General features: G+C 61.0%; 11 protein-coding genes. 9 read left to right on the forward strand and 2 right to left on the reverse strand.

Annotated elements, in window-relative coordinates; all coding sequences use genetic code 11:
* Nucleotides 1-2 precede the first annotated feature (2 nt).
* The 3 genes from mutM (at nucleotide 3) to ABYV89_RS02100 (ending at nucleotide 1,796) form a co-directional block, all read left to right on the forward strand.
* The gene (mutM, locus tag ABYV89_RS02090; protein ID WP_432821264.1) at nucleotides 3-818 is read left to right on the forward strand and encodes a bifunctional DNA-formamidopyrimidine glycosylase/DNA-(apurinic or apyrimidinic site) lyase; all 816 of its coding nucleotides are present in this window, start codon (nucleotides 3-5) and stop codon (nucleotides 816-818) included.
* A 69-nt stretch (nucleotides 819-887) separates the two neighbouring features.
* Nucleotides 888-1,070, forward strand: a complete 183-nt coding sequence (locus ABYV89_RS02095; RefSeq protein WP_432821265.1) for a hypothetical protein — start codon at nucleotides 888-890, stop codon at nucleotides 1,068-1,070.
* Nucleotides 1,071-1,424: 354 nt separating this feature from the next.
* Nucleotides 1,425-1,796 (forward strand): response regulator, encoded by a 372-nt coding sequence (locus tag ABYV89_RS02100; protein WP_432821266.1) that lies wholly within the window; start codon nucleotides 1,425-1,427, stop codon nucleotides 1,794-1,796.
* Nucleotides 1,797-2,239: 443 nt separating this feature from the next.
* On the opposite strand, the gene ABYV89_RS02105 is transcribed toward ABYV89_RS02100, so the two are convergent.
* Complete coding sequence (locus tag ABYV89_RS02105) at nucleotides 2,240-4,753, reverse strand: Rne/Rng family ribonuclease (protein ID WP_432821267.1); 2,514 nt, start codon at nucleotides 4,751-4,753, stop codon at nucleotides 2,240-2,242.
* 374 nt (nucleotides 4,754-5,127) lie between these two features.
* Between ABYV89_RS02105 and ABYV89_RS02110 the strand changes: the two genes are divergently transcribed.
* The 4 genes from ABYV89_RS02110 (at nucleotide 5,128) to ABYV89_RS02125 (ending at nucleotide 10,146) form a co-directional block, all read left to right on the forward strand.
* Nucleotides 5,128-7,065 carry an ABC-F family ATP-binding cassette domain-containing protein gene (locus ABYV89_RS02110; protein WP_432821268.1) on the forward strand — a complete coding sequence of 646 codons (1,938 nt, stop codon included), beginning with the start codon at nucleotides 5,128-5,130 and terminating at the stop codon, nucleotides 7,063-7,065.
* Nucleotides 7,066-7,076: 11 nt separating this feature from the next.
* A complete protein-coding gene (locus ABYV89_RS02115) occupies nucleotides 7,077-8,366 on the forward strand; it encodes a ParA family protein (RefSeq protein WP_432821269.1) in 1,290 nt (429 codons plus the stop codon).
* Between the two features lie 89 nt (nucleotides 8,367-8,455).
* A complete protein-coding gene (locus ABYV89_RS02120) occupies nucleotides 8,456-9,409 on the forward strand; it encodes a GTPase-activating protein (RefSeq protein WP_432821270.1) in 954 nt (317 codons plus the stop codon).
* A 44-nt stretch (nucleotides 9,410-9,453) separates the two neighbouring features.
* The gene (locus tag ABYV89_RS02125) at nucleotides 9,454-10,146 is read left to right on the forward strand and encodes a hypothetical protein (protein ID WP_432821271.1); all 693 of its coding nucleotides are present in this window, start codon (nucleotides 9,454-9,456) and stop codon (nucleotides 10,144-10,146) included.
* Nucleotides 10,147-10,224: 78 nt separating this feature from the next.
* Here ABYV89_RS02125 and ABYV89_RS02130 read toward each other — a convergent pair whose 3' ends face one another.
* Nucleotides 10,225-10,548, reverse strand: coding sequence for a cytochrome c3 family protein (locus tag ABYV89_RS02130; protein ID WP_432821272.1), 324 nt, complete (start codon nucleotides 10,546-10,548; stop codon nucleotides 10,225-10,227).
* Nucleotides 10,549-10,791: 243 nt separating this feature from the next.
* Here ABYV89_RS02130 and ABYV89_RS02135 point away from each other — a divergent pair, with 243 nt between their 5' ends.
* The gene (locus ABYV89_RS02135; RefSeq protein WP_432821273.1) at nucleotides 10,792-11,751 is read left to right on the forward strand and encodes a helix-turn-helix transcriptional regulator; all 960 of its coding nucleotides are present in this window, start codon (nucleotides 10,792-10,794) and stop codon (nucleotides 11,749-11,751) included.
* 4 nt (nucleotides 11,752-11,755) lie between these two features.
* A partial coding sequence (locus ABYV89_RS02140) for a sensor histidine kinase (protein ID WP_432821274.1) occupies nucleotides 11,756-13,060 on the forward strand: 1,305 nt, incomplete at its 3' end.

Raw genomic sequence — 13,060 nt, forward strand, 5'->3', positions numbered from 1 at the left:
CCATGCCGGAGCTGCCTGAAGTCGAAACGACCCGGCGGGGGATCGCGCCGCTGGTCGAGGGGAAACGCATCGCCTCGGTGATCACCCGGACTGCCGGGCTGCGCTGGCCCTTTCCGGAGAGGCTGGACGAGCTTTTGGCCGGACAGACCATTTTTACGGTGCAGCGCCGGGCCAAATACCTGTTGCTGCGCTGCGATGACGGCAGCCTCATCCTGCACCTGGGGATGAGCGGCCATTTGCGGGTGGTACCGCAGATCAGCCCCGCCGGTCGTCACGATCATGTCGACCTGGTTTTTGCCGACGGCAGCTGCCTGCGCTTCAACGACCCGCGCCGCTTCGGCGCCCTGCTGTGGACGGCCGACGACCCCCTTCGGCACCCGCTGCTGGCCGGGCTCGGCCCGGAGCCTTTCGATGCGGCGCAGAATGGCGATTACCTGCACCGGCTGTCGCGTGGGCGCAAGGCGCCGGTCAAGGCGTTCATCATGGATCAGCAGGTGGTGGTCGGGGTCGGCAACATCTACGCCAGCGAGGCCCTGTTTCGCGCCGGCATCGCTCCGGGAAGGGCGGCGGGCAGGGTGGGGCTGGCCCGATACCGGCTGCTGTCCACCGTCATCCGCGAAGTTCTCGGCGAGGCCATCGCCGCCGGCGGCACCACCATCCGCGATTTCAGCGGCAGTGATGGGCGCCCCGGCTATTTTGCCATTCAGTTGCAGGTTTACGGGCGCAGCGGAAAGCCCTGTCCCCGCTGCGGCGAGGCGATCTGCCAGAGCCGCATCGGCCAGCGCTCCACCTATTTCTGCCGGGCTTGCCAGCGCTGAGGCGGCTGCGGGCAAAGGAGTTTATTTTTTCGCTGGGGAAGTTGACCATTAACCATTCAGGAGGTGGCTATGAATGAATTCAGGGTCTGCCGCGTCTGCGGCTACGAGAAAGGGTTCCACGTCTATCTGCGCGAACAGGAAAAAGGGCACAAGATCGGCCTGATCTGCCCGTCCTGCGGCCAGAGTTTCGACGTCGGCTGGATTGTCGCCGATCTGGACGAATCTGCTGAAAAGGGAACCAAGTTTGAATGAAGGGAAGCCCCGGATCAATCGATTCGGGGCTTTTTGTCTCTAACGATAGTCGACCGCGAAGCGGATTTTGCCTGGATTTACTGGGATTCCGTCAGTGCCGTCATTTGGTAGGCGCTGGGATACCATGCTCACAGTGGCAGAAATGTCGGGGTTTATCGTTTTGAACAACGTACCTCCATCGACAGCCGCTAAAATGATGGTACACTTCATGAGTAAATTTACCTGCCAGGCTACATTCAGAGGATCCAAGACGCTTAGGGCGATTTACGACAGCATGTAATGAAGTACATATCTCCATGGGTTGAATATGGTGCAATGATTGACAAGGCGTGGCCATTTTCAAGGGGGGCAGGAATGAAAAAACGTATTGTTGTGATCGACGATGACAGCGTGATTCTAGACATCACCAGCCATTTTTTGACCAATGCGGGGTTCGAGGTTGATGCTACGGATTGCGGCCTTTACTCGAACAGCCTGATTTACACCAATCCTCTGCCCAACCTGATTCTGGTTGATGTCATGATGCCGTTGATGACCGGTGATGAAAAACTCAAATCGCTGAAAAGCAACAGGAAGAGCCGGGATATCCCGGTCGTGCTGATGTCGGCAAAAACGAAGGAAGAGCTTAGCGCTCTGGCTGGCGCTTGTGGCGCCAACGGTTACCTCACCAAGCCCTTTACCGAATCAGGTTTACTTATGAAGGTTCGCGAATTTATACAGAAATAATGCTTGATGGACGCTGTGAGTCGAAGGTGAAAATCAGAAGGTCAGGAAAAAATGGAGGTAGTTTCGTTCGACCTCAAACGACTCTTTCGGCAGGGGCGAGGGAGAGCAGTGCTGCTTCACGGTGCAAAGACTTAATTGTGTGTTCAGGGCGGGCTGAATGTTTCAACTAGCCGAGACGAAGTGTTGCGCTGAAGGTCTGGATGGGTGGATTCACTGGCGTCAGTGAATATAAGGCCGAGCGCGCTGTAATCGACAACGTCGGTGTGGGCTGGAAGTAAAGGCAAGCCTTCACCGCAATAATATCAGAGTGTTCAGCGCGTTCGGTAGGTCGCTGGGATGGCGAACAGTAACAACAATAAAGACTGGCGTGGCACGTGTACCGTATGCCCGGAGCTCTGAGCACTGAGGGAGGATAGCCCCCCCTCAGTATCTCGTTCTGGAACTTATTCTTCGGTGACCGGTTCCGCCGGCTTCTTGCGCGGTGCGCGGCGTTTCGGCTTCGCTTCCTCCGCGCCCTCGGCAGGGGCTTCCGCCGGGGTTTTCGGTTTGCTCGCCCTGGGCTTTCTCACCGGTTTTTTCTTTTCAGCGGCCGGTTCACTGGCCTCGCTTACAGCCGGTTCGGCAACGGTTTCTTTCGCCGGCTCAGCGGCACCCGTTTCCGCTTTTTTGCGGGGGGCGCGTCGCTTGGGGGCCGGCTTGGGTTTTTCAGCGGCCGGTTCTTTCGCCGCATCGGCGGCCGGCTTTTCCGGGATGGCCGGTTTCGCTTCGGTGGCCACCGCTTCGCTCACAGTGGGGGGCGGCGTTTGAGCCGGTCCCGCTTCTGCCAGGGGGGCTTCCGTTGCCGCCAGCGGCTGATCAGCGGCTGTGCCCTCTGCCTGCGCTGCGGCGGCAGCCGGTTTTTTCCGGCGGCGGCGGGCCGGCTTCTTCTTGCCTTCTGCGGCGTCGGCCGGAAGCTCTGCCGGTGTTTCGACTGTGCTCAGCGGCTGCGTTGTCGGGGATGACTCGACGGCGACGGCTTCCGGTTGTTCTTCGCCGGCCGGGGTCTCTGCTCCTGCCTGCTCCGTCGCGGCGGCCGCCGACTTCCTGCGGCGGCGGCGGCGCGGCTTCTTGCCGGTTCTGGGCTCGTCCCCTGCGGCTACAGACGGTTCGGCCGGGGCGTCCGGTTCGATGTCCGATTCGGTGTCCGCCGCAAAAGGAACGCCGGCTTCTTCGTCGTCCGGAAGGTCTTCGTTTTCCTGCTCATCTTCCTCGGTTTCGGCATCACCCGGTTCGCCGGCAGCCGCCGTGGTATCGCCGCTCTTCTTCTTGCGCCGGCGCCGCTTGCGTTTCTTCTTGCCGGTTTCTTCCGCCCCTTCGGCGACTGGCGCTTCCTCGGCCTTTACCTCGAGGGTTTCCGGCTCCTGGCGATCGATTTCCTCCAGCGACAGCGGGGTCACCGAGGTGGCATCGACGTATTCAGCGGCCTGCTCCTCTTTTTCCCGCTTGAGGAAGCTCAATTCGAACTGTCCCGATTTCAGCTCCGGGCTCCCCTTGATGACGATGGAGAGTCGGTGCTGCCGTTCCATCAGCATCAGTTCTTCCCGGCGGGTGTTGAGCAGGTAGGTGGCGACATCCAGGGGGACATCCCCTTCGGCGGTGCCGATCTGCCCCTTGGCGATGCCGGATTGGAGCTTGCGCAGAAACGCCACCGCCTGGGCCTCGACACTCTTGATCCGGCCGCTCCCTTCACAATGGGGGCACGCCAGAAAGGCGCCTTCGGCCAGGGTGGTCTTGATCCGCTGACGGCTCAACTCGAGCAGGCCGAACTGGCTGCTGATGTGGCCGACGGTGACCCTGGCCTTGTCGTTCTTGAGGGCGTCCTTGAGGCACTTTTCGACTTCGCGGGTATGCTTGCGGTCGCGCATGTCGATGAAGTCGACGACGATCAGGCCGCCGAGGTCGCGCAGGCGCAGCTGGCGGCCGACTTCGGCGGCCGCTTCCATGTTGGTCTTGTAGGCGGTCGCCTCGACCCCCTGCTCCGAAGCCATTTTTCCCGAGTTGACGTCGATGGCCACCAGCGCTTCGGTGGAGTCGATGACGATGGAGCCGCCGGAGGGGAGGGGAACCTTGTTCTTGTTGATCGTTTCGATCTGCTCCTCGATCTGGTAGCGGGAGAAGATCGGGCGCTTTTCCTGGTGCAGTTTGACCAGTCGGGCGTATTCGGGCATGACCTGCTGGAAGAAATCTTTCGCTTCCTGGAACACCTTGGGATCGTCGACCAGCACTTCATCGATCTCGGCGCTGAAGTAGTCGCGGATCATGCGGATGACCAGGTTCGATTCCTTGTAGACCAAAGCCGGCGCCTTGGAGCGCTTGGCCAGGGCCTGGATGTTTTCGTAGACCCGCAGCAGGTAGTCGAAGTCGCGCTTGAGTTCTTCCTTGGTCTGGCCGATGCCGGCGGTGCGCACGATATAGCCCATGTTGCCCGGCAGGTTCATCGAGGCCATCGAGCTTTTCAGCTTTTTGCGCTGGGATTCTTCCTCGATCTTGCGGGAAACCCCCTTGGTGTCGCTTTCGGGCATCAGGACCATGTAGCGCCCCGGCAGGGAAAGGAAGGTGGTCAGGGCCGCGCCCTTGGTGCCGCGCTCCTCCTTGACGACCTGGACCAGCAGCTCCTGGCCGCGGTGCAGCACGTCGCTGATCCGCGGGCGTCCCTTGGATTCGTTGTTTTCGTTCTGGCGGTAGCAGATGGGGTGGATTTCACCCATCTGTAGAAAGCCGAGACGGTCGGCGCCGTAATCGACAAAGGCGGCCTGCAGTCCCGTTTCGACCCGGACTACAACCGCCTTGTAGATGTTGCCCCGGGTCTGTTCCCGGCCGATGACTTCGATTTCCAGTTCGGTAAGGGCCCCGTCGTCGACGATAACGGCCCGATGTTCCTCCGGATGGGAGGCATTGATCAGCATCTTTTTGCTCATGGTGTTCTTTCTGATCCGCCCTCGGGAGGATCTCAATGGGTGGCTTCCGGCGGGAAACATTCGTCCGCCGGGGTGTTGGGGGCCAGGTGATGGCGGGTTGCCGCACCGTCAGCCGCTGTTACGCGGAGTTCGGTGGGGCACCGACGCTTTCGCCCGGTTTCCCCTGATTGCGATGGTTCCTATATCCAGAGCCTGGGCTCGATGGAGGCGTATGAAGGCGCGGACCGGCTCGACATCCGGGTGCCGGACGGAGGGCCGCTTTAAAGTGCCGAAACTATAACAGAGAACCGGCTCCTTGAATAGGGGAAACTGAGAATATCCTCCTTGGAAAATTCAAGGTTTTACGGGGCCTGTGGTTGTGATATAAAAACCCCATGCTGCAACTTAAGAATGTCATCAAAGACTTTGCCGACCGGCGTCTGTTTGCCGGCATCGATTGGCACATCCGGCCGGCCGACCGGATCGGCCTGTGCGGTGAAAACGGCGCCGGCAAGACCACTCTGCTCAAGATGCTGGCCGGCAAAGTCAGCCCGGACGCCGGCGAAGTGCAGGTGGCGCGCGGCACCACCTTCGGCTACCTGCCGCAGGACGGTCTCGAGCACCGCGGCCGCAGCCTCTTCGCCGAGGTGCGCGAGGCCTTCGCCGAGCTGCTGCGGATGGAGCAGGAGCTGGCCAGCCTTGAACAGGCCATCGCCGAGCGCCATGCCCAGGCCGACATGGATCGTTACGCGACCCTGCAGGAGGCCTTCCGCCAGCGCGGCGGCTATACCATGGAGACCGAAATCGCCAAGGTGCTGCGGGGTCTTGGGTTTTCCGAGCCGGACTGGGAAAAGCCCTGCGAGCAGTTCTCCGGCGGCTGGCAGATGCGCATCGCCCTGGCCAAGCTGCTGCTGCAGCGGCCCAACCTGCTGCTGCTGGACGAACCGACCAACCACCTTGATCTGCCCGCTCGCGACTGGCTCGAAAGTTACCTGATCGCTTATCCCTTTGCGGTGGTTCTGGTTTCTCACGACCGCTTCTTTCTCGACCAGGTGGTCGGCCGGATTGTCGAGGTCTGGAACGGCGCACTGACCGAATACCCGGGCAATTACAGCAAGTACCTGGTCGAACGGGAGGCCCGGGTCGCGGCATTGGTCGAGTCCAAGCGGCGCCAGGACGAAGAGGTCGGCAAGATTGAAGCGTTCATCAGCCGCTTCCGCTACCAGGCCAACAAGGCTTCGCTGGTGCAGAGCCGGGTCAAGCAGCTGGAGAAGATCGAGCGCATTCAGGTTCCCCCGGCCCGCAAGAAAATTGCTTTCAAATTTCCCGAGCCGCCCAAGGGGGGGCGCATCGCCCTCGAACTGAAAGGGGTGGTGCAGAGTTATGGCCCGCTCACCGTGCTCGATGCCATCGACCTGACGGTGGAAAAGGGGGAACGCATCGCCCTGGTCGGCGCCAACGGGGCCGGCAAGTCGACCCTGATGCGCCTGCTCGCCGGCGACGAAGCGCCCAAAGACGGCACCCGCGTCGAAGGCCATAACCTGATGCTGGCTTATTTCGCCCAGGATCAGGCCAAGGTGCTCGATCCGGTCCGGTCCGTGATCGAGGAAATCACCAGCGCGGCCCCCTTCGACATGGTGCCGAAGGTTCGGGATATTCTCGGAACCTTCCTCTTCAGCGGCGACGACGTGCATAAGAAGGTGGCGGTCCTCTCCGGCGGCGAGCGCAACCGGCTGGCGCTGGCCATCCTGCTGCTGCGGCCGGCCAACCTGCTGCTGCTGGACGAACCGACCAACCACCTCGACCTGCAGTCCAAGGAAGTGCTGCTGCAGTCGCTGAAACAGTACCAGGGGACCCTGGTCTTCGTCTCCCATGACCGCTATTTCGTGGACGCCCTGGCGACCCGGGTGATCGAGGTCAAGGGCGGCCATATCGATTCCTGTCTCGGCAATTACGAGGATTTTCTCCGCCTGCGCCAGTCGCAGGGGGATCTCAGCCACTCCCGGCAGCGGGTGGAGCTGGGGCAGGGGGGGGCGGCAGCTGCCGGCGAAACGCCCGACAAGGAAGAGCGAAAACGCAGCAACGAGGAACGCAAAGAGGCCCAGCGGGTCGAGCGCCGCCGGCAGAAGGAGCTGGCCGAGCTGGAGGGGCGCATCGAGATCCAGGAGCAGGCGCTGGCCGAAGTCGAAGCCCGTATGGCCGATCCCGAACTCTACCGCGATCCCGACGGCTGGAAGCAGGCGTCGACCGAACACGCCCGGCTGAAAGACGAAATCGATTCCCTGTATCAGCGCTGGGAAGAACTGCAACTGGCAGAGCAGGAGTCTGCCTGAGGAGAAGGCCGATGGCGGGGGACTATCCGTTCGTGATCACTGTCGCCAGCGAGAAGGGCGGGGTTGGGAAGACTACGATCGCCACCAACCTCGCCGTCTACCTGAAAGCACTGGACGAAGACCTGCCGGTCACCATCGCCTCCTTCGACAACCATTTCAGCGTCGACAGCATGTTCGCCATCGGATCGCAGCGCGGCAAATCGGTGGCCGACCTGTTCAACGGCGTCCCGGCAGCGCAGCTGGCCAGCCTGGGCGAGTACGGCGTGCAGTTTCTGGCGTCCGACAGCGCGCTTGCCCCTTTCGGCGACGATCCGGCCTGGCTCACCGGGGCCCTTGGCCGCTCGGGTCTGTCCGGGATTCTCATTCTCGATACCCGGCCGATTCTCGACTATTTCACCCGCAGCGCCTTGCTGGCGGCGGACCTGGTGCTGGTGCCGGTCAAGGACCGGCCGTCGCTGGTGAATACGGCGTCGCTGGCCCGCACCCTCAAGGAGGCCGGGCAGGGCCTGGACAAGATGTGGCTGCTTCCCAGCCTGATCGATGGCCGCCTGCGCCTGCGGGAGAATCTCGGGGTGAGGGAGTTTCTGGTCTTCGCCGCCGAGGAGCGGGGCTACCAGGTGCTCGACCAGTTCATCGCCAAGAGCCCCAAGGTCGAGAGCCTGGTCACCAACCTGAGCAACCGGGTCTACCCCGTCCTGACCCATGCCCGCACTACCCTGGTCCACCGGCAGCTGCACGAATTGTCCCGTTTTGTCCTTGATCGTTTCCGCGCCACCAAGCTTCCCCTCAATCAGTGCCAGGCCGGTTTCGCCGACGTCCCGGCGCGCCGAGTCCGGCGACTGCTGACGGCCTGTCCGGTCTGCGGCGAGGCCATGAACGGCACCGATGGGCAGTTTTTTCAGGATATCCGCAGCCGCCGGCGGGGTTTCATGCATCGCGACTGCCTGCAGGGGCTGCTCGAGCAGACCGGGATTGCCGAGGAGCTGCCGGACCAGGGGGTGCTGGTTATGAGCACGGCGACCACCGGGCTCGACGGTGATGACTCGACGATGCTGCTGCATCTGTACGATGTCGATGGGGACGAAAGCTCCGTGGAGAGTGTCCCGGATTTTTTCGACACCCCCTTTGCCGAGTGCTGGCGCCAGGTTTCAGACCGGCTGCCCGAAGAGCTGTATCGCGAATTCCTGCTGGTCGGGCTCGAGGGCGGCCCGCCGGGACGTTTCTTGTCGGCGGACGGCAGCAGTCGCTGGGGGCAGCTGCGGCGGCGTGTTCTGCGCAGTGTTCTGGCGCGGGTCGGTTAACGGTTAATTCTTGACACTGTGCGCTAAATAGTTTAAAAAATTGAATATTTATCATTTCGCTCAACAACTGGCCACAGGTGAGGATGCCAATGGTTCTACTGCCAAAGGGAAATCCAGTCAAAGAAAACGTCAATCCCGGCAAAATCAATCTTCCGGCAGCACTGGAAAAGCTGCAGGCGGGGAAGTTTTGCGGCTATCTGCGTTTTGATTTTGTCGAAGGGACCGGCGTCATCATTTTCGAAAATGGCCGGCTGATCAGTGCCCTCTTCGAAGGCGCCAGTCAGCGGCTGATCGCCTATGACGCCATTGCCAGCATCTTTGAAAAAGCCCTCGAGGGGCAGGGGCGGCTTAACGTCTATCGCCTGGCTCCCGAACTCGCCCTGAGCGTCCACGCGCTGCTGCATGGCGATCTTCTCTACAAGGGGCAGGAACTCAAGCTGATCGATATCAAGGCGCTGCTCGGGCGCTTGAAAGAGATGGCCATGAGCGGTTGCCTGCGCATTTATACCGGCGACCGGGTCGCGCTGATCTTTTATCGCGACGGCAGTCCCCTCGGCTTTTTTCACGACGGTTCGACCGAGATCGAGACGACGGCCGACACCTCGATGTCGGTGGCCCGTCTCCCCGGTGCCAAGATCGACGTCCTGACCACCAGGGGGGGCGGCGAAGGGATGCTGGCCGATCTCATGAAGTCTGCGGATGTTGCGGCCCTGTGGAACAAGGCTCAAGGGGAGCTTGCCCGCAGAAGCCGGAATGTCGAAGAAGAGACCAGTCGGGCCAGGGGGGCCAGGGAGAAAGAACGCCGGCAGAACCTGCTGGCCATGATGAAAACAGTTTCCTCGCAGCACCTGGGCAAAATCGGCGGTTCGCTGGTGGAGAAAGAATTCGAGAAAAATCTCTCCGATACCCTCGACGAAGCGAGCCTGATGGTTTTCTACGACCGTTTGAGCAAGGCGGCCAAGCTGGTGGCGGGAGCTTCCAAGATCAATTCCATGCTGGATGAAATGAAAAAGGGCGCAAAGGCTGTACTCGGAGAAGGGTGACCGCTCCGGTTAATTAATTCATCGCGTCTGAAGGAGGTTTACGGATGGACTTAAGTATTCTGCAGGTTGTGCTCTGGTTGATTGCCGGCCTGGTGTCCTTTTATTTCAGTATCGGCAACGCCCGGGTCTGGACCAGCATTTCCGTCGGTTTTTTCCTGATCCTGTTTGGCGAGTTGTTGCCCCGGGCCATGCCGTTTCTCCCCGGAGCCGGCGATCCGCGGGTGGAGGCCATGGGCTACATCATCGGCACGATCTCCATCCTGGTCATGAGTCACGGGTTTCAGGAGTACTACGTTTTTTCCCGAACCCTGGAACTGGAGGGAAACAAGCTGTATGTCTACCTGGTGACGGTCGGGGTTGTCGCGGCTTCCCTGGTCTTTATCCTGATCAACCCGGTGCCGAGCGAAGATACCCTGCGGGTTATCCGCATCGTCGGCAATACCAACTGGGTCTTCCTCTCGCTGATCAATATCGATTTGATCCGCAAGATCTACCTCAATGTCAAAGACAGCCCCATCAGCAAGGGATTCCTCGCCTTCATTGCGGTCTTTGTCTGTATTTTCCTGTGGAAAGGGTCGGAGCTCTATATCCAGGTTTACAGCCTTGATCTGCCGGCGGTGATGGATGCGTTCCCGGTTCGTTACCAGATTTCCCAGGTGACCAACATGATCGGCAACCTGTTCGCTTCGCTTTCCGTCGCCGGCACCTTTCTGTATATGGCCAAGCTGCTGCGCTGATCTTGCTTGCTCGAAAAGCTGTAACAGAAAAGGGGCCCGGATCTTCCGGGCCCCTTTTCTGTTGCGGTGCTGGTTGGTCTATTTCTTGTGGCAGTCCTTGCAGCCGGTGGGCGCGCCTTTTTCCTTGTGGCATCCCTTGCACATGTCGTGGGAGACTTTTTTCATGTCGGGAGCGGCCGCGTCAACACCGTGGCAGCTGCGGCAGGATCCGGCTTCCACGCCTGTGTGATGGCAGGTGGCGCAATCGCCGACTTCCTGGTGGGCGGTGTGGTTGAAGGTGACGGCGCCCATCTTGGCCGATTCAAAAGTGACTTCGGTCGGGATTTCGGCAAAAGCGATGGATGCGAAGGTGGCAGTGGCGACGAAAGCCGTGGCAAGCAGGGTGACTACAAGACGCTTCATGAGATACCTCCTGTGGGGGTTGGTTGACGGGGTTTGTCCCGCCGCAATTTGCGAGTAACTTATCGAAAAATTCTTAATGCCGCATCAGATATCTACCTCTGTGCCACCCGATGTCGATATTCCTGACAATAAAAACAGTCACTTGTGAGACTTGTATGTCGGGTGAAAAAAAGCTTTGGCATTTGCTGTTTGCAGCAGAATCGGCCGTCTGTTACACTCAGGCACACCTTTTCCGAGGTTGTAATGACCATGATTCAACCGTTGCCCCCCAATGTCTGCCTGGACAGTTCGGCCGTACGGCGCATTCGTGAAGACAAGAAGCTGACCCAGCTCTATGTCTCGAAAGTGGTCGGTGTCACGACAGATACCATTTCGCGCTGGGAGAACAACCACTATCCCACGGTCAAGCGGGAGAATGCCCTGCGCCTGGCCGATGCCCTCGAAGTCGACGTCGAAGCCATTGTGCAGGACGGCGAAGCGGAGGGGGCGCCGGCTGCGGAAACCTCTTCCGGCTTTCGCCGGCGCTATCGCTGGCTGCTGGCCGTTGCCGTTCTGGCCGCCCTTTCTGTCTCGGTTTTCTTTTGGCGGGATAGCCTGCAGGAGGTGCCGCAGGTCGGCCTGGCGGCCGATCGCTGGCTCCCGCAGTTTGCCGCACCAAGCAGCGTGCTCCCCGTGCGGATCCACCTGGAACCCGATGCGGGTCTCAAGGGCTTCATCCTGCGGGAACATTTTCCCGTCGGTTGGCAGCTGATCGAGGCCAATCCCCCCCCCTCAAGCCTCGATAACGAGCAGGGAACCGCTCGCTGGATCGTCAAGCCGGGCGAAGACCGAAGAATCATTGCCTACCTGGTAAAAGTGGATGAGCAGGCGGCGGTGGGCAAGACGGTGTCGCTGGTCGGCGAGGTGGTGGTCGGCCCCGAGGGACGCAGCAAACCGGTTTCGGTACGCGGTTCGGCGCAGATGGCGGTGGCCCCGTACCATTGGGCCGACCTCAATGGCGACCAGCGGATCGATGACGGTGAAATGCTGCTGGCCTCGGATACTTTCGAGGCGATGAAAGGGGTCCACCTCGACTGGAACCAGCTGGAGAAAATCTGGGATTCGGGAAGTTACCAGTGGGATGCGCCGGCGGACAGGTTCGTGCCGGCCAAATCCGTACCGCCCCCTGTTCAGGACAGCCCCCCGGCAGCCTCCGGTCGGTGACGGCATGCGGATAACCCTCGGTAAAAAACTCTTTCTCTACACCGGCGTCAGCCTGGTGCTGTTGCTGCTGGTCACATTTTTCATCCTCGAGCGCAACCAGGCCCGCCAGTGGGAAGATCACCTGCATTCGCAGAGCCTGGCTTTTGCCCGTTTCGCCACCCCCGAACTGCTTAAGCTGTTTCGCGGCGCCTTCCCCCCGCAGCAGGACGAGACCCTTGTCAAGGTCTCGGAGTTCCTGGGGTTCAATCGAGATCTCGTCGGTTTTTCGCTGTTCTCCGCGGGGGGACGGTTGTTGTACCGTTCTCCGCTTTTCGGCTCCTTCGTCGACCGCGGCCTGTACGCACGCCTGCATGAGCGGATGGTTGACGACTACGCGCTGTCCGAGCCCCGCCTGCATACCCTTGCCCTGCCGGCGGGAGGGCGGGTGCTTGAGTTGACGGCGCCGGCTTTGGGCCCCACCGGAGAGCAGGTTCTGGCCGTGCGTTACCTGATCTCCTACGATTCCGTCGACCGCCGCCTGGCGGAAATGCGTGACTACTTTCTGCGCATTGCCCTGAGTACCCTGGTCTGTTCGCTCCCCCTGGTTGCGCTGGCTGCCCGGCGGGTGACCCGGCCGATCAAAAGACTTACCGAGGGGGCGCGGGCCGTGGCCCGGGGCGATCTCGAAACGCGCATCATCATCCGTAACCGGGATGAGATCGGGGTGCTGGCCTCGGCATTCAATGACATGTCCGAAAGCCTCGCGGTCAGCCGCACCGAGCTGACCGATAAGAACCGGGCTCTGCTCCAGGCCAACGACGACCTGCGCCGAATTCAGGAGCAGTTGATCCGGGCCGAGCGTTTGGCGGCGATCGGGCAGCTGGCCGCCGGGGTTTCCCACGAGATCGACAACCCGGTCGGGATTATCCTCGGGTATGCCGAACTGCTGCTGGCCGATATGGCCGCCGACGATGAACGGCGGCTCGATGTCGAAGCCATTATCGCCGAATGCCGGCGCTGCCGGCGCATCACCGGCGGACTGCTTGGGCTGGCCCGCAGCGGTCCGGTACGCCGGGCGCTGGTTGACCTGGAGGAACTGGCGGCCGGAACCCTTGCCTCCCTGCGGCCGCAAAAGCTGTTCAAGGGGGTTGCCTCGCGGATCCTGGCCGCTTCACACGTGCCGGCGATTTACGGCGATGCGGACCAGATTCGCCAGATCCTGGTCAACCTGATGCTCAATGCCGTCCAGGCCATGGACGGGGACGGGGAGTTGGTGCTGACTTTGGAGGTGGAAAAAGATCAGCTCGTTCTCTATCTCGATGACAGCGGT

The organism is Trichloromonas sp. (assembly GCF_041583255.1).
In the GTDB taxonomy this organism is placed as follows: Bacteria; Desulfobacterota; Desulfuromonadia; order Desulfuromonadales; family Trichloromonadaceae; genus Trichloromonas.